General features: G+C 42.2%; 15 protein-coding genes. 7 read left to right on the top strand and 8 right to left on the bottom strand.

Annotated elements, in window-relative coordinates; genetic code table 11:
- The 4 genes from LBQ60_18380 to LBQ60_18395 all read left to right on the top strand — a co-directional run.
- On the top strand, positions 1 to 760 hold a 760-nt coding region (locus LBQ60_18380; GenBank protein MDR2039893.1), incomplete at its 5' end, for an ATP-dependent exonuclease.
- 175 nt (positions 761 to 935) lie between these two features.
- Complete coding sequence (locus LBQ60_18385) at positions 936 to 1,583, top strand: hypothetical protein (GenBank protein ID MDR2039894.1); 648 nt, start codon at positions 936 to 938, stop codon at positions 1,581 to 1,583.
- Positions 1,584 to 1,674: 91 nt separating this feature from the next.
- Positions 1,675 to 2,352, top strand: coding sequence for a response regulator transcription factor (locus LBQ60_18390; protein ID MDR2039895.1), 678 nt, complete (start codon positions 1,675 to 1,677; stop codon positions 2,350 to 2,352).
- A 15-nt stretch (positions 2,353 to 2,367) separates the two neighbouring features.
- Positions 2,368 to 3,675 carry a GHKL domain-containing protein gene (locus LBQ60_18395; GenBank protein ID MDR2039896.1) on the top strand — a complete coding sequence of 436 codons (1,308 nt, stop codon included), beginning with the start codon at positions 2,368 to 2,370 and terminating at the stop codon, positions 3,673 to 3,675.
- Between the two features lie 11 nt (positions 3,676 to 3,686).
- On the opposite strand, the gene LBQ60_18400 is transcribed toward LBQ60_18395, so the two are convergent.
- From LBQ60_18400 to LBQ60_18430, 7 genes are all read right to left on the bottom strand, one after another.
- Positions 3,687 to 3,905 carry a hypothetical protein gene (locus tag LBQ60_18400; GenBank protein ID MDR2039897.1) on the bottom strand — a complete coding sequence of 73 codons (219 nt, stop codon included), beginning with the start codon at positions 3,903 to 3,905 and terminating at the stop codon, positions 3,687 to 3,689.
- Between the two features lie 27 nt (positions 3,906 to 3,932).
- The gene (locus LBQ60_18405) at positions 3,933 to 4,664 is read right to left on the bottom strand and encodes a hypothetical protein (GenBank protein ID MDR2039898.1); all 732 of its coding nucleotides are present in this window, start codon (positions 4,662 to 4,664) and stop codon (positions 3,933 to 3,935) included.
- 474 nt (positions 4,665 to 5,138) lie between these two features.
- Entirely contained in the window at positions 5,139 to 5,915 is a 777-nt protein-coding gene (locus LBQ60_18410) for a hypothetical protein (GenBank protein ID MDR2039899.1), read from the bottom strand.
- Between the two features lie 19 nt (positions 5,916 to 5,934).
- Entirely contained in the window at positions 5,935 to 6,705 is a 771-nt protein-coding gene (locus tag LBQ60_18415) for a hypothetical protein (GenBank protein ID MDR2039900.1), read from the bottom strand.
- 248 nt (positions 6,706 to 6,953) lie between these two features.
- Positions 6,954 to 7,745, bottom strand: a complete 792-nt coding sequence (locus LBQ60_18420) for an alpha/beta fold hydrolase (GenBank protein ID MDR2039901.1) — start codon at positions 7,743 to 7,745, stop codon at positions 6,954 to 6,956.
- A 56-nt stretch (positions 7,746 to 7,801) separates the two neighbouring features.
- Complete coding sequence (locus tag LBQ60_18425; GenBank protein ID MDR2039902.1) at positions 7,802 to 8,719, bottom strand: PorP/SprF family type IX secretion system membrane protein; 918 nt, start codon at positions 8,717 to 8,719, stop codon at positions 7,802 to 7,804.
- A 9-nt stretch (positions 8,720 to 8,728) separates the two neighbouring features.
- Positions 8,729 to 11,299: a gliding motility-associated C-terminal domain-containing protein gene (locus LBQ60_18430; GenBank protein ID MDR2039903.1), complete on the bottom strand. Its 2,571-nt coding sequence runs from the start codon at positions 11,297 to 11,299 to the stop codon at positions 8,729 to 8,731.
- Between the two features lie 214 nt (positions 11,300 to 11,513).
- Here LBQ60_18430 and LBQ60_18435 point away from each other — a divergent pair, with 214 nt between their 5' ends.
- Positions 11,514 to 12,830 carry an MFS transporter gene (locus LBQ60_18435; GenBank protein MDR2039904.1) on the top strand — a complete coding sequence of 439 codons (1,317 nt, stop codon included), beginning with the start codon at positions 11,514 to 11,516 and terminating at the stop codon, positions 12,828 to 12,830.
- A gap of 194 nt (positions 12,831 to 13,024) precedes the next feature.
- Positions 13,025 to 14,746 (top strand): pyruvate oxidase, encoded by a 1,722-nt coding sequence (gene spxB, locus LBQ60_18440; GenBank protein ID MDR2039905.1) that lies wholly within the window; start codon positions 13,025 to 13,027, stop codon positions 14,744 to 14,746.
- Between the two features lie 15 nt (positions 14,747 to 14,761).
- On the opposite strand, the gene LBQ60_18445 is transcribed toward spxB, so the two are convergent.
- Entirely contained in the window at positions 14,762 to 16,504 is a 1,743-nt protein-coding gene (locus tag LBQ60_18445) for a hypothetical protein (protein ID MDR2039906.1), read from the bottom strand.
- Between the two features lie 258 nt (positions 16,505 to 16,762).
- Here LBQ60_18445 and LBQ60_18450 point away from each other — a divergent pair.
- Positions 16,763 to 17,384 (top strand): DUF2961 domain-containing protein (locus LBQ60_18450; protein MDR2039907.1); only part of this gene is annotated, 622 nt, incomplete at its 3' end.

Consider the following 17,384-nt stretch of genomic DNA (forward strand, 5'->3'; position numbering starts at 1 on the left):
GGATGAAAAGAAAGTAGAATTCTCAACTACACTGAAAGAAAGACAGGTAAGGATGGAAAAACACCGGGAAGCCGAAAATAAGCCGGATGAAGGACAGGATAAAGACATGCTCGACAAACTGTGGAGTGATACTGCCGGAAAGATCGAATTGACCGGCAAACGGCTTACCGGAATAGAAGTAAATCTTTCTAAACACAATGACGGCTTGGTACGGATCAAAGTTTTTGAGAAGGAATTGAAGGAAAAAGAACAATTACACCAGGATTGGGCCAAACTCAATGATCTGCTGGGTTCGGCCAACGGCGATAAGTTCAAGAAAATTGCCCAGGGATACACACTGGACGTATTGCTGGGATATGCCAATAAACATCTCGGGGAACTAACCGAAAGATACCGGTTGGAAAAAATCCCGGGAACCCTATCCCTTCAAGTGATTGACAACGACATGCTCGGTGAAGTACGCACGATCCACTCCCTTTCGGGCGGTGAGTCCTTCCTGATCTCATTGTCCCTTGCACTGGGTCTTTCTTCACTTTCATCCAAAAAGATGAAAATAGAATCGCTGTTCATTGATGAAGGTTTCGGTTCGTTGGATATCAACACGTTAAGTATAGCGATGAATGCATTGGAAAACCTGCAGACACAGGGACGGAAAATAGGGGTGATATCGCATGTAGAAGAAATGAAGGAACGGATATCCACGCAGATCCAGGTAATCAAGTCTGCTAACGGCAAAAGTTTTATTGAAATAAAAGGATGAGAAGTTATATTTATAAAAATATTTGTTCGTAAAATTACAAGCAAAAATAACAGACAGGTTCCGACCACTTATTTATTGAAATGAAAAAAACTTAATTTCAAATTCATATCATTCATAGATCATCATGTCATCTTTGTCATATGAATGATAATTTAATCAATAAAAACAGATGATCATGAAAAAGTTTGTAATGTTATCCATGTTAGTAGCCATATTAATGGGCCTATTGGTCCAATTACAGGCACAACCAGCTCCCAAAGGCCCCGGAAGAGGTCTTGAACAGGTCGCCACAATCAGCGGAAAAGTATCTGAATGGACTTATAATGATGATTTTATTTATGATGGTCTTTACCTGCAAACAGACCAGGAAAAAATTTTTGTGAAATTTCCACCCCATTTGGGTACCCAGATGAGATCTGCAGGGGAGAAGCTGATAGTGAACGGAGTATTCAGATATACTCCTGAAGGGAAACAGGAATTAAAAATGGTCAGTATCGAAGGAAATGGCTGGACCGTATACGACCAGAAGCCGTTACCACATACTCCTTCCCGGGAGACATCTATTAATGGAACGGCTAAAGTCAGTCAGCTACAATTAAATAAACGTGGAGATGTATCCGGTTATATCCTTGAAAACGGAACTATTCTAAGAATTCCGCCACATGTAGCAGCACAGTTATCACAAATGGTCCAAACAGGATCAGAAATCGGATATACCGGTGTGGAGAAAACACTGAAAGATGGCGAAGTACAGGTCCAGAATTACAAAATAGTCCGCTGCCAGACCATATCGATCAATGGAACACAATATTTGGTAAAATAATCGTGGATAGGAATTTTCGAAGGTAGGCCCCGGCCTGCCTTTTCCTTTAAAAAATTAAATTTGTAATGCTTTATTTAACGGACAATACTGGATGAAAATATTAATTATAGAAGATGAAAAGGAATTGGCTTTGTTTGTAGAAAAAGGACTGAAGCAAGCCGGCTATGCTGTCGAAACGAGCAATGACGGAAGTAAAGGTTTGGAATTAGCCGCTTCGGATTGTTTTGATTTGATCCTTCTCGATCTGATGCTTCCGGGAACCAACGGATTCGATGTTCTGAAAAATCTTCGCGACTTTGGCATAGCCACACCTGTAATCATTATCAGTGCGTTATCTAATACCGAGCATGTGGTAAAAGGGTTGGATCTTGGTGCTGTAGATTACATAAAAAAACCATTTGACTGGGATGAACTTCTGGCCCGTGTACGTGTCATCCAGAAAAAACATACGGACAGCAGTTCCACAGCTATACATATTGATGATCTTACGATAGACATACTGGGAAGAAAAGTAAACCGGAAAGGAAAAGAAATCAAACTGACAGCTAAGGAGTTTATGCTCCTTGAATACCTTGCCCGTAACGCCAACCGCATTGTCAGTAAAAGCCAGATCATGGAACACGTATGGGAGCTGAATTTCGATCCCGGAAGTAATATCGTTGAAGTACACATGTATCAGCTACGTCAGAAAATAGACAAAGAATTTAACCATCCTCTTATAGAAACGATAATAGGGCTGGGTTATACTCTTCGAGGAGAGAAAAAATAACAGACATAATTCATTTTGAAAAATATCTTCCGACATATCAGTCTCCGCACCAGAACATGCATTTATTTTATTTCAGGATTTTCCTTATTATGGATTATCGGTAACATAGCCTTGTTCCATCAGTCCAAAAATACATTATGGTATAATTTCAATGAGCAACTGAAGGCCAAAGCCATCGTCGTAGCAAAGAGTGTCAGTATCAATCCAAGAGTTGTTCCTTTGCCTGAAAGCGGGGAAAATTTCATCATTGTACATATAGACACTTATGACGATATTGATACCCTCTTTTCCCCTCCTCCGCTTTTCTACGAACAACTAATGAAAAGCCGGCGTGTAGAAATAGAAGAAGAAACAGATGAAGGACGGATCACAATCTTATATGCCGCACCTTCGGATGAAGTGGAGAGCTCGATTACCAGGTTAATATACATACTCATCTTTATTTTTATTATAGAGATATTACTGACGATAGTACTAGCATACTGGCTTTCCGGGAAACTGATCAAACCGATCAAACAATTGATTCGACTGGCAAACACCGTCAATTTACACAACAATACCGAATTACTGAAAGAATCAGGATATGAAGATGAATTGCAGCAGCTCATAGTTTCTTTCAACCGGATGTTATCCCGTATCAAAGAGCAAAGTGAAGAGCAAAATGCTTTCTTTGCCTCGGCATCACATGAATTGAGAACACCTCTGAGCCTCATGCAGACACGTATTCAGGTTTTATTACAGGATAAAGCCATAGGAGAAGAATTGAGGAAATCTTATCTGGAACAATTGAAAGATGTACGGCAAATGATCAGGATGGTGAACGACTTCCTTTTAATGAGTGAATTGAAGAACGGTCGTATTTTGATCGCCAAAACGACATGCTGTTTACCTGAAGTACTGGACCGCGTCCTGCTCCAATACAAACAACCGGCAGATGAAAGAGAATTGCGCTTCAAAGTATCTTTTATACCTTATGATGCAGACTTTATTGTCCGGGCCGATGAAGACAAACTACAAATTATTCTCGGTAATCTGATCAATAATTCGTTGAAATATTCAGAAAAAGGTTCCCTGATCCGGATACTATTTGAAAAAAAAACGGACGACATATCTGTTATGATCAGCAATTCGATAAGAAAAGACATCAATCCGGATATTTCCCTGTTAAAAAAATCCTTTTATCATTCCCATCCCTTACATAGTGAAGGATACGGATTAGGTCTGTGGATATCAAACCGGCTTTCGGAAATGCAAGGGTTTCATTTATCATTTATTCTTAAGGAACATATTTTTGAAGCTAAGTTATGTCTGTATCAAGAATAATTTACGATCATTCAATCATTGAGCAACGCACACCCTTCACACTTTGCGCTATCCTTTCTTCCCTGGCAGAGTGCATCCTCGGTTTTGGCACAGGTAATTCCCAGTTTTTTCATTTCAGGATTATGTCCCACATGTGTATCCGGAAATTTACCTTTGATCCAGATACCAATTCCCAATCCTATAAAAGCCAAAGCAATAAGTACAACAACAATAAGAAAAACCTGTCCCATTTTTCAACTCTTTTATATATTACAACATTAATTCCTGTTTTTTTCCAGTTCCCGGGCACGGTTCGGTATGATGCTTTTCTTGTTATAAAATGCTACCAGGTAAGCATCCTTGTACCCGTATTCTTTTACTTTACGCAAAGCCTCTTCAGTTTCATCATAGGTATAAAATAATCCGACATAATATTTGATCACACCGCTGGATAGCTTCTCTCCCGAAACCGGGGATAATCCTTTAAAAGTATGGCTTTGAATGGGTTTACTATAGGCACCGAGCTGTATCTTATATACCACACCATCGGGTAAAGGTGGATCTATCGGGATCGGATTAGCTGACGAGTATGGTGATGCAGTTAATATAGCAAATTCGGATACCAACGCATTTTTTCCTTTTCTCTCAGTCACCGGTTTTTCAGGAGTGGTTTTTTCAGTTTTATCCTCTACCGGAGGATCTTTTCGCACATCATTTTTTTCTTTACCGGTATACTCATTGGCTTTTAAAAACCATTCGTCCGCTTTCTTCTGCAAATCCAGCGATAAAGCGTGATTATCCCTGATCTCATTACGTAGTTCTGCTTTTACGGAATCCTGAGCCGATAAGATCGCCTGTGTCTTTTTTTCAACAATGCGCAGCACGGAATCTGCCTGCCTCTGGAAAGAAAGGGCATTCCGCATAGCCGATTGATATTCCGGATCGCTAAAATAAGCTGGAAGCGCTTCTGTCTGAGCAAGGGAAACAGATGCCGAAAAAAATGCGATCATGAATGCGCACAACGTTTTTGATATGCAATTCTTTTTTATTGACATTCAATATACTTTGCCACAAAAGTACAAATAATTTTGAGTTAGGAGAGGTCTCTAGTAATTCATTAAAAAATGATCTTTTAATATAAAAATCGAAAAATATCTTTTCTATATCATTTACGCTGGTAATCCACCATCAGATGCATTTCCAACCAGTGTTGCGTCAAGCTCATCATGTTGCTATTGGTGAATAAATATTTTAGTGTAATTCCCGTAGGGAATACATCTCAATAGAATTTAAATCCCTCCAAATTGAATAGTTTGTCAGGACTTTCATGTGAAAGTCCTATCGAACAAGAGAAATAGGCTCTGGATTTATTCTTGTGGACATACACGTCTTACCGAACTATATATAGCGACATATCACCAGTAATATTTAACTTCAATAAGCCAGATTCAATAAATTTTAACAATGCGTAAGAAGTAGTTATTTTACGGACTTTCAGATTGGATTGACTGTAATGTTGTGTGTTGATGCAAAGAATGTAAAGTTTCTAAACCAACATCAATTTCAACTTCCACTTCCGGTTTATTTTTATCATTGGTGGTGATCACAATTTTCCCGGAAAGATTTTCTGAAGAGGTTTTTTCGACCTGGTTATAGGAAAATTCGATAAAGCCCTTTTCATTTTGCGGTAAGGCAGAAACAGGAATACTGGCCACTAGTATCACCCCATAACTATTATTCAACGACAACCATTCAGGATATTCTGAAACAGACCAGGTCAGAATGCCATTACCAATGTTTTTGATGGGTAATGTTATCTTATGTAAATTGTTCTTTTCAATGGTTAGACGATCTGGTATTTCAATAGCCGGATCTCCTTCTGTTATATATACTACCGGAATAATTAAATTTCCTTTATTTTCAATTGATAAGACAATATAAGAACAATAGAAACCGATTTTGGAAAAAGGATCAAACTTATTTACTTTACATTCCAGGGAGATCATATTGTCAATAAATTGTCCAGAAAGAGAAGAGATATCCAGCCAAGAGGGTATATGGTTAACTATGAACCGGGAGGTTCCTGCACCTTTATAATAAACAATGTGATCTTTAACAGCCCAATCCGGCGAAACAACTATGGGCGATCCTTCTCCTAAAAATGGTTGTTCTGAGTGTTTTATTTCCGGAAAATCACGATCACAGGAAAAAATGAGTAAAGAAAGGGCTAAAATACCTATGTTACGAATGATTTTTTTCATTGCTATATGTTCTTGCAAATTATTCAAAAATATAAAAACGAATATTAAACGAATAATCCAACATCGTAAGAGGTTGATTTTTATCAAATTTTACTATCCTGGTCTTTTTCCCCGTATTGTGAGAAGTTATCTCCAACTTGTTCATATTGGCATACATAAAGCCAACATTAGCACCAACTGACAATCTTGGCATAATATGGTAATTAAAAGACATACAGGCATTTATGCCCCATGTGTGGTTTTTAAATAAAACGCGGGTAAAAGGATAATATCCATTGGTATAGGCATCATTGCTTAATTCGTCCCGGTAATGTACATAACCTGCCGAGATGGTTTCGGTGAGTTGTAATTTCTGATTTTTATCCAACCATTGTCGGAAAATAGCTGAAGGAGCGATATAATGGATATATTGTTTTTGTCTCATATCCATATATAAATATTCAAAATCATCGCCTGATCTCAAAGTAAAGTCATTAGAGGAAGAAAACATAAAAAATGAGTAATTGATTCCCAATCCGAAATGCCTAGAAAATAGATTATAGATATCGCCTTTAAAGGCCCAACCATTTGTTGGTCGTTTCTTGTAATTTGGGGATTCTTGCGGAGAGGCATAATAAAGCATGCCTAGCTCGTAGTTAGCAGAAGAGTTTAATAAAATAGAACCGCCCAATTGTACACCTACAAACAAAGAACGTGCAGTTTTAGGAGAACTGTTCGAGTTAATCGAATCCCGACCAGACACAATCTGTAAGGACACGATAAACAGAAAACCAACAAATAGTTTTTTCATAGTTTTTCTTAATTAAGGAAAGATCATTCTTTTCTCCCATTGTTTTACAAAAACACACAATATCGCAAGATTTTAGATATCCTTCCTATAAATTAAACAAAGATACTAAATAATTATTATTGTCTTCTAAAACACTGCCGTCTTTTAGAAATTGTTTCAACCAAATGATCCATCACCAACGGAGATGACCTTACATCGATTTTACCGCCATCTCAAACATTAAAACAAGCCGAACGTCTCTGCCTCATTTAGATGAAACTTTCATTTATGTCACTCAAAAATTGCATGATGGCAGCTAAAAATAAGCCGGATTGCTCCACATGAAGCCAATGGCCTGCATCAGGCAGGATAACTATTTCGGAATGAGGAAATATGCGTTGTATCTGCGGAAACATATCAGGCTGTATATAGGAGGATAACTCCCCTTTAATGAACAAGGTAGGGATATTGATTTCCGGATATTTCTCCTGTGAAAAATCATCCATTCCATTGAGTATTTGCGGCAGGTTCCTGGCTATGGACTTTATATTGATCCGCCATTCGAATGTTCCGTTATTGTTTCGTTGCAAGTTCTTAAGCATGAACAGCCTCATTGCCGGATCCGGAATCTTTTTTGCCCAAAGCTGTTCGATTTCCTCACGCCTGCTATATTGTTCCGGAATAGTATGTAACAGGTTATCCATGATATTCAGGTGTTCTAAAGCCAATGGTGAATGTTCGGTCAGCGATGAATAGTTGACCGGGGAAATATCATCGATGATCAGCCTTGAAATTCTTTCTGCTTCCCGGGCAGCAAGATGGATGGCTGTTTTCCCTCCCATGGAATGGCCGAGCAATATGCATTGTCCGATGTTAAGCCGATCCATTAATTCGAGGACATCCGCACTCATTTCCCCGTATGTATGTACAGGATGATGAGGAGAACGGCCGTGATTGCGCATATCGGGAATGATCACCTCGTATTTTTCAGACAGGTGACGGGCGATGGTCAACCAGTTATCCGAACTTCCGTACAATCCGTGTAAAATAATGAAGGGCATCCCCTGCCCCATTTTTCTGTAATATAACTCCATTGTTTATGATCGTCCAAAAAGATTTAGAACATCTTCCACCTGAAGAAACGTAATTTACTCCTTACGTAAGTAGTGTTCACCGGGATATTGTAAGACAGAGTAATTTCGTGCGACCCGTTATTGTATCTGCTCAATCCGTCAAAACCATAATCATAGGAATACACGATCCGGAATCCTCCGTAGATATTTATCCCTGCCGCTATCCCAAGTGATGCTGGATTCCTGTAAATAATGTTGACACAGATATTATTGTTATACCGTAATGAAGCATTTACCTCATAGGTATTCAACTGCCTGGTATTGTGCCAGGTGAATCCCGGAATAAAATCCCAGTATTTATCGAGGGGAACTTTTCCGCGTACATATGCATAAATATTCCGCATGGGCCGGACCAGATTCACATCTTCATAGGCATAGGAGAAATGCGTGACGGATGCTCCGACTTCCAGGTTGGATGTATTAAATTCCATCCCGAAATCAAAATCGGGCACTGTCTTGGTCAACCTTTCATAGGTAATCACGTCATCATTATCATCCATGGCAAAAAAATCAGATTCGTCATACTCATTGTGTATGAAGCCCATTCCCAATCCTAAGGAAAGAAATGCTTTTTCTGCAAACGGAATAAAATAAGCATAATTGATCTTAAGATTCTGCGATTTATGGGGACCTAATTCATCATTCAAAAACATGAATCCGAACCCTGAACGGATATCTTTAACAAAACCGCTTCCATTCAGCATTTGTGTCGAAGCACCGGGGAATCCTATCCATTGCTGGCGTAAGGATAAAGCCATATTGACATCCCCCCCTTTTCCTGTCGCTCCGGGATTAAGTACCGAACGGTTATGGGTCTGTTGCATGAACATCAGGTCCGTCTGTGCAAGTAAAAATGGACTTACACAAAAAAGAAATATGAATATGTTTAAGAATCTCTTCATAATCCTGTGTCAAAGCTTTAAGGTAACCGTACCTTTATAAATCCGAAACTCTCCGTTATTCATTGTTCGTCTCACTACATACAGGAAAGTACCCTGAGGTAATAATTTCCCCCTGTAAGTACCGTCCCAACCGGAGGTCCCTTTATATATCTGTTCCCCGGACCGGCTGAATACGGTCAGGTCATAACCTTCCAGGAACAGTTCATTCTTTCCGTCCCTGTTCGGAGTGAAAACATTGGGTAATTTCCGGCTTTCCACAGCTATTTCGATCTGGTCCTGTGCCACACAATAGTTTTCATCGGTAGCAAATACCCGGACAATATATGTGCCCAATTCTGCCTGAAATGCAATCTGGTCATTCATGCCTACTTCCTGCATTACTTTATTATTCAGTAGGAACTGATAGCTGGCAAATCCGGAAGTTGCCTTTACGGTCACCTCATCTCCTTCAAGTATCTCATCCATTTTTTTATCAAATGTAAGCGACACACCGGGTGTTTCCAGAACAGATATATCTACGCTTTTGGACTTAGAGACCACCCCGTCGCTCACTTCCACCTCATATTGGGTAGTAGTCAGCGGAAAATCCAGCATGACAGAACTGGTCCAGACACGTGGTTTCCATGAATAGGTATATTTCCCAGTACCTCCACTTACTACCGGCGTAATGGTAACAGACTGGCCGGAACAGATTTCATATGCTGACACCCTTAGGGCCACTTCCAACTCCCGGTATGGATGATGTACATTTACTTTAAATTCGCATATAACCGTATTCATTGCGGTATCCACAATTTCATGGCGAACAATGGTTTCCCCCAATGGGAATACCGAACCGCTGGGTAACCCATCAATGAGGGTGATCTTTAACCCGCTACAGTTATCCGTATAATTATAGATATCATAATCGACAACGGCCGAAGTTACCTCCGGGTTAATGGTGATATCAATATCGTCAGGACATGTACCTTTCGGATATTCCCTGTCTACCACAGTAATGGTCTGCTGGGCTTTTTCCTTGTTACTGGATTCATCTTCCACCCACCATACGATGGAAGTACTGCCCAGTTCATACTGGCTCGGTGCCGGAGGATCATTGTATACCCTTAAATCACCCAATGAGGTACAGTTATCGCCTACGTCAGGAAGTCCGGTGGTCACATTCGTCGCATAACAAACCCCGTCATTGGTACTGACGACAATATTCGGAGGTGCGGTAATGTTGGGCCTGTCATTGTCCCTTACATAAACAATTACCGTTTCAGGGTAATTACTTTCACAATGCCCGTCATATTCAAGCGTGACATAATATGCCACAGAGGTAGTCAAAAGCGGTGTTTCATAAGAACTTCCCGTATGAATGGGAGGACCTGACTTAGTACTGTTATCATACCATCTGTATATAGGATTGGTAACGTCACCCGGCACAGATAACGAAATATTCATCTTTTGGTTGGGACATAATACCGGTATGTCCGGCTTGATGATCAGCGACTGTGCAGCACTGGCTTTCACATTCACTACAACTTTTTGTTTCTGGCTTTCACATTTCCCGGCTTCGGTTTGTGTTACATAATATTCCTGTATCCCGGGATCACTTGTCCTGATCTGGGGAGCCCTACTTAAAACCGCCATTTTACTGTCGTACCATTGTATATTATCTCCGGTAGCTGATAATGTTATGACCGGATCATTATGGCAAAGGTCGATATTGGGTGTAGTCACCGGAAGTGCGGAAACAGGTAATACTTCAACATCTACAGTTGTTTTGTATCCTTCGCAGGCCAGACCGCCTGCTTCAATAGTCTGTGACACTTTCCAGCTTTGCGTTCCTAAAACTGCCGTATTGGGTGTAGGAGGGCCCGGTAAAAGCGTTCCTCCTGTTGTATACCAATTGGCTTTATTGCTTTCCACAATCGACAACGGCACCGCATCCACACCATAACAATAATTAGTCGCAATTACCGTAGGTGGATCAGGTGTTTTCCGGACCTCAATCTGTTTACTCATGGATGTTTGTCCCGGACAACCGTTGGTGATGGTCAGCTGTAACGTTTTGTTATTATAGGTACTGTCTACCAGAGACAAATTAAGGATAGGGCTATTTCCGCCGACAATCGTTTCCGTACCGGTTCCTGTATCTATTATTTTCCATGTATAACCGGTAATATTACTCCCATTGCTCTGAATACCCAGCCCTTCAGCCTGTAAAGGCGATTTGTTACAGATCACAGGCAAAGAAATATCGGCAATTGAAGGGACATCTATAAATGTAAGTACCGCAATACTGGATGTTTCAGTTTCCGATCCATCCCGTTTTGTTACGACACAATGATACATGCCTTCGGTAGTAGCCGTATATCGATCATACCTGGCACCCGGTATAGCTGATCCATTCTTGTACCACTGGTAATTTACCTGTATTCCTGTGGTCACCACTACTTCAAAAGTAGCTGATAGATCCGATTTACATACTACCTGGCTCTGGGGATGCGTTACGATCAGATTCCCCCATGCATTCGTACTAACAATCAGTAGAATGCAAAATGCCCAAAAGGCTTTTTGGGTAAAAAATGACATGATAGATAATCTCTTGCTAAAAATCATCAGAAAATTAAATATAAACAATCCCCATCCCAATTACAATTGTCCAAAATGTAACTTCATTTTAAAAGCAATTTTTCTACATTTTACGCAAAAAAAAGATTATTGTTACATTCTTTGGCATGATGTTCGCTATTTTTGATCAATTATGTAAAGATATCAAAAAAAACTGTTCACAAAAAGATGAACAATGACCTGGAAGGAACTTTTACCTAATAATAAAACAGCGCTTACACAGGTATTCTCTTCGTTACGCTCATATAATTACCGTCTGTATTTTACAGGACAGTGTATTTCTATGATCGGTAACTGGATGCAACAGGTGGCCATGAGCTGGCTGGTATACCGGCTTACCGGATCGGTATGGCTATTAGGTGCTGTTGCCTTCACCAACCAGATTCCCAGCTTTTTGATTTCCCCTTTTGCCGGGGTACTTACTGATCGTTTCGACCGCCGGCGGATCATGGTACTGACGCAATCCCTTTGCATGGTGGAAGCATTGCTACTGGCAACCCTGGTACTTACCGGACTTATCCAGGTGTGGCATATCATTGCCTGCAGCCTGTTTGTAGGTGTGGTGAATGCATTTGACGGGCCTACGCGCCAATCGATGGTTGTGGAGATGGTGGACCATAAAGAAGACCTGAGTAATGCCATTGCATTAAATTCTGCTGTGTTCAATGCTGCACGCCTCATAGGTCCTTCCGTTGCAGGTATCCTGATCGCATTGATCGGTGAGGGTTATTGTTTCCTGCTGAACGGGTTGAGTTATATTGCCGTAATCGGCGCCTTACTACTGATGCGCATGCCAAAACATAAAAAAATCCGGAAACAGGAAAAAATATTTGCCGGGTTCATTGATGGCTTCAAATATAGCTACCATTTTTTCCCTATCCGGGTATTGTTGATGCTGGTGGCATTACTGAGTCTCACCGGATTGCCGTTTATTGTCCTGGTCCCGGCATTTACCCGGGATGTTTTGGGTGGAGACAGCCATACCCTGGGTTTCTTTATGTCGTTCATCGGGGCAGGGGCCCTGGCTGCCGCCATTTACCTTGCTGCGCGTAAAAGCGTACTGGGACTGGGAAAAGTCGTTTCCATCATGGGGGTTGTCTTCGGATTGGGGCTGGTTTGTGTTTCATTCCTGCGGATCCACTGGATGGTATACCTGATGCTCATTCCGACCGGATTTGCCATGATCGCTACCCTGGCTTCCATCAATACATTGTTACAGACCCTGACCGATAATGATAAACGCGGAAGAGTCATGGGATTTTATACCATGGCTTTAATGGGGGTGGCTCCTTTCGGAAGCCTGCTATACGGAGCAGTGGCGGATTGGATAGGGGTACCTTATACCATGATGGGCGGAGGGATCATCTGTGTGTTGGGAGCCTTATATTTTGAAAAATGGCGGCCTGTTGTCCGTCGTTTTTCCCGTCGCGTATATGTCCAGAAAGGAATTATCCCTGAGATAGCACAGGGAATCAATTACAGGAATTTTTAGACCCTTTCTCAATCGTTTATCCGGTATTCGGTGAATATTTTAGCATGATCCGGATAATTTCCCGGCCTTCCGCCCGATGAAAATATTACCCGGGAAAACGGAGCAATTTGAAAAATAATGATTAAATTTGTTATTGTATCTCACAGGGAACTCAAATCATATAATATAAAACATAACATTAACACGATACATTTATGGCACAAACAATTAAATCAGGCATAGCGATGCTGAATATTCTGGAAAGCTGGGGCATTGACCACGTTTATGGAATTCCGGGAGGATCCTTCAATTCAACTATGGATGCTTTATATGAAAAACGGAAGAGCATCCGTTATATACAGGTCAGACATGAAGAAGTAGGTGCCATAGCCGCAGCGGCAGAAGCCAAACTTTCCGGGAAAATAGGTGTCTGTTTCGGGACGGCCGGACCGGGAGCGACACACCTGTTCAACGGACTGTATGATGCCCAGATGGACCATGTCCCGGTACTGGCGCTTATCGGGCAGGTATCCTCAAAAGCGATGAATTACAATTCATTCCAGGAATTAAACGAAAACCCTATGTTTGTAGATGTCAGCATCTACAACCGCACCGTGATGAACCCGGAAAGCCTTCCTTTTATTGTAGATGAAGCCATCCGTAAAGCATATGAACACAAAGGAGTGGCAGTAGTTACTATTCCTGTGGATTATGGCTTCGCAGATATTCCGGACACCGATGTTTCATCAGCAGGAAACCACCGGACAGGCTTTCCTATGCCAGACCCTAAGGATATCGCGGCTGCCGTAAAACTGATTGAAGCGGCTGAAAGGCCGGTGCTCTATATCGGACAGGGTACCAGAGGGGCTAAAGATGAAGTGATCGCATTGTCTGAACATTTTTCAATGCCTATTGTAGCCTCTGTCCTAGCCAAAGGGATCATTCCCGACCTTACTGAAAATTTTATGGGCATGGCGGCAAGAGTGGCTACCAAGCCTGCAAATGAAGCGCTTGCTGCTTCCGACCTGATTGTTTTTATCGGCAGTGATTTCCCTTTTGCCCGTTTTTTCTTTCCATCCACGGCAAAATTTATCCAGGTGGATATCGATTCCTCGAAGCTGGGCAGCCGGCATAAAACCGATGTGGCTATCCTGGGCGATGCCAAAGAGAGCATGAAGCAGATGATCAGAACAGGTGGGAAAAAACCGGTCACCAAATTTCTGGAAGCCAACCGGAAAAACCGGAAAAACTGGCTGAACTGGTTGAAAAGCTTTGAGACAAGAACAGATGTTCCGATACTGGTAGAGCCTGTTTTTAAGGAAATTAACCGTATTGCCACCCGTGATGCCATTTTCATTACCGATGTGGGCAATGTTACCGTCCATGCTATCCGTTTGCTCCACATGAACGGAGAACAACAATTTACTACCTCAGGGTTATTTGCGACCATGGGTTATGGCGTGCCGGGAGGGATCGCAGCCAAACTGAGTTACCCTAAAAGACAAGTTTTTACATTGAGCGGCGACGGCGGATTTGCAATGGTCATGCAGGACATCATCACACAGGTAAAATACCAGCTTCCTGTGATCAACCTTGTTTTTTCCAATAACTCCCTGGGATTTATCGATGCCGAACAGGAGGATACCAACCGGGTGAAGTACGGGGTCGATCTGGCCGGAGCCGATTATGCAAAAATCGGAGAAGCCATGGGTGCCAAAGGTTTCACCATTACCCATTATGACCAGTTGGAAAAGGTTTTTAACGAAGCTGCCCAAAGCACCATCCCTGTGGTGATCGACGTGAAAATCGGGAACAAACGCCCATTCCCGGCCGAAGCCATGATCCTGGATGAAAACAAATACGGAAAAGAAGCCGTGGAAGCTTTCAAAAAACGTTACGATGTGAAGGAGATGCCTATGCTGAAAGAGCTTTTGTAAGACTGCTCACCGGGTTCAATATTTCAGGGGTTGCGTATAGTCACTTATGGCTTCCAGCCGTACATTCCCGGCTAAAGTCGGTTCGATGGGTGCACGCTGAAGGCTTATTTTCTGACCAAGGTATTCGACTTCTCCCATTTTATTCCTCTGAAGGGTGGTGCCCAGCTTTATAAAGAATGGGAACAGGTCTTCACCTACGGCAATACTCATATCTTCGATCATCTCTTCCCATGACAACCTCTTATCCGGGGTATCTGCCCAACGGTTATGTTGTATCCAGCGCCAACGGGGATACCAGGTAGGCCCGTATCTGTCATCCATCTTTTGCCAGATGTACCATACCTTATTCCAGGCTGTTCCGTAACCCCATATTTTCCGTCCTTCTTCATTTTCGTAATGTTTACTCAGGTCCAGTTTGGTGAGGACACCTTCCTTATCAAATATCTTGTTGCATTCCCGGTTGGATTTACGCAATAATGAGGTATCGAATGTGGCATTTACTTTTCCCTGGAACCAGCCGGCGTGAGCTTCTCCCTGATTCGGGACAGGCGAATGCCCGGCTTTCTCTCCTTTGCTGTTCAAAGGTCCGGCCATGGTATGGGCCAGTTCATGCCCGAAAACAGACAACAGGCCAAATGTGCTCAGGCTGATGATCCCGTTTTCTTTGGGCCTGAACGCATTCACCGCCCATCCGCCACCGTCACCGGCAGCTAAAATTAGGTACATGGGTTCATCGGTAGATTTCGAGGGCAACCATTCTTCTACCTTCCGCATGGCCAGGGGAATATCCCGGTTCACACAGTTCAACAGGTCTTCTTTTTGGTTTTCTGCATAGTATAACACGATCTTTCCCATTTGTTGTTCCAGCTCGGGATAAATTCCTCCGCCTCCACCCATGGTCACGGGAAAAGGAGAAGATCCGCCAACAGGTTTCTTTCCTTTGGATGCCCACAGTAATGTTTCTTTGATCACGGTATTCACATTTTCTTTTTTCTCCTCAGGATCATCTCTTTTATAACGGAAGGCATCAGGGTGACCGATAATCACCACATGCCCCTTCTTGTATTTTGAACCAATGGCTATCGGCTTCCGGGTTTCGCCTATTTGAAGCACCTCCCATGATTTATTCCCGGAAGGTACGGCATACCGGATACCATCCGACATTTCGGTTTTTCCGGTAATGGCCCCTCCAAAATGCTGCATCAAGCGGCAAATGCTCCAGTTTTCCAGCATCGTTGTATCCCTCAGTGAGGGGGCCATGATAACCAGTCCTCCTCCCCGACTGACAAACTGATCCAATGCTTCTATTTCTTTATCCGTATAGGATTGTGCCTTAGGGTCGGACTGTTCCGTAATGACCACATTAAATTCAGGATTATCGAACCAGCCGAAAGGATAAATTTTCTCATCCCGGTTATAATAGATCCGGATACGCGATTGTCCTCCCTTTTCCAATATGGAATTCAGGCAGGCCATACTACCGACTGAACGGAATCCCAGCCGGTTCAACCGTGAAGGCATATCCCACAAACTGGCAAAGGAACATTGATGGGCAATATCCATCAGTACATTGATCCCGTTATCATTATCGATCTTCTGGTCAGGCCAGGGATACATCCTGGATGCTTCCACGGGAAGTGTTTTTCCCGAATGCCAGTACTCTTCAATCAGGGCATCGGTAATTTCCACTTTGGGTGTTTGTCCGGCGCAGGCGCCTAATAACAAGGTGAATATAATCAGCTTAAAAATGTTTTTCATGGTGAACAGATTCAATAATTTTTAATCATCCGGCTATCAAATGCTATCTATATATTTTGCAATGATAGTACATTTGTTTGTTCAACCGGATGACATTTATCACCTTTTCTTCCGGTGATCAATGATTTTCCTGTCCCGGGAAGTTGTCTACAGGAAAAATACATATCTTTATGGGATATCTTCAGGAGCGGGTATCTACACATAATGAACGGTCTTATTGATGCAAACAATGTTTCACTTTCTAAATATAATACGGCGATGAAAAAATGGATGATAACTGTAATGGCTTTGATCTGGGTATGTTCGGTTTATGCCCAGCCTGAAAAATTCAATGGTTTGGATATGAATATGGGGAACCTGCACCGTCTGTCGGATGCGAAGACCCGTTCAATCAGCCCGGAAAATTTTACCGGTGAAAAAGGGAAAGGGGGTATGGCCGATCCCAAAGACCGGGATAAGCGGAATGTGGCCAATGCCCACCATGCGGCAAGGGACCTTGGACAGGGATGGAAAGTGAATCCGTATATCAGGATTGAACCCAGGGAAACGGTCACTATTGCGGAAATAGAAGGTCCGGGCGCTATCCAGCACATCTGGATGACTCCCACAGGAAACTGGCGTTTTACGATCATACGCATTTACTGGGATGATGAAAAGGAACCTTCGGTAGAATGTCCTGTCGGTGATTTCTTCGGTATGGGATGGGGTGTATATGCCCCGTTGTCGTCGCTGGCTGTTTGCGTAAATCCGGGCAGTGCTTTCAATAGTTACTGGACAATGCCTTTCCGTAAAAAATGCAGGATCACGATGGAAAATATCAACGACCAGGACGCGATGGTGTTGTATTACCAGATCGATTATACACTTACCGATGTCCCGG

The sequence above is a fragment of the Bacteroidales bacterium genome (assembly GCA_031275285.1).
Classification (GTDB): domain Bacteria; phylum Bacteroidota; class Bacteroidia; order Bacteroidales; family UBA4181; genus JAIRLS01.

Bases quoted from the DNA above. Each gene is read 5' to 3' on its own strand.
- LBQ60_18385 (MDR2039894.1), top strand. From the start codon at position 936: ATGAAAAAGTTTGTAATGTTATCCATGTTAGTAGCCATATTAATGGGC.
- LBQ60_18390 (MDR2039895.1), top strand. From the start codon at position 1,675: ATGAAAATATTAATTATAGAAGATGAAAAGGAATTGGCTTTGTTTGTA.
- LBQ60_18400 (MDR2039897.1), bottom strand. From the start codon at position 3,905: ATGGGACAGGTTTTTCTTATTGTTGTTGTACTTATTGCTTTGGCTTTT.
- LBQ60_18405 (MDR2039898.1), bottom strand. From the start codon at position 4,664: ATGATCGCATTTTTTTCGGCATCTGTTTCCCTTGCTCAGACAGAAGCG.
- LBQ60_18410 (MDR2039899.1), bottom strand. From the start codon at position 5,915: ATGAAAAAAATCATTCGTAACATAGGTATTTTAGCCCTTTCTTTACTC.
- LBQ60_18415 (MDR2039900.1), bottom strand. From the start codon at position 6,705: ATGAAAAAACTATTTGTTGGTTTTCTGTTTATCGTGTCCTTACAGATT.
- LBQ60_18420 (MDR2039901.1), bottom strand. From the start codon at position 7,745: ATGCCCTTCATTATTTTACACGGATTGTACGGAAGTTCGGATAACTGG.
- LBQ60_18425 (MDR2039902.1), bottom strand. From the start codon at position 8,719: ATGAAGAGATTCTTAAACATATTCATATTTCTTTTTTGTGTAAGTCCA.
- LBQ60_18430 (MDR2039903.1), bottom strand. From the start codon at position 11,299: ATGTCATTTTTTACCCAAAAAGCCTTTTGGGCATTTTGCATTCTACTG.
- LBQ60_18435 (MDR2039904.1), top strand. From the start codon at position 11,514: ATGACCTGGAAGGAACTTTTACCTAATAATAAAACAGCGCTTACACAG.
- spxB (MDR2039905.1), top strand. From the start codon at position 13,025: ATGGCACAAACAATTAAATCAGGCATAGCGATGCTGAATATTCTGGAA.
- LBQ60_18445 (MDR2039906.1), bottom strand. From the start codon at position 16,504: ATGAAAAACATTTTTAAGCTGATTATATTCACCTTGTTATTAGGCGCC.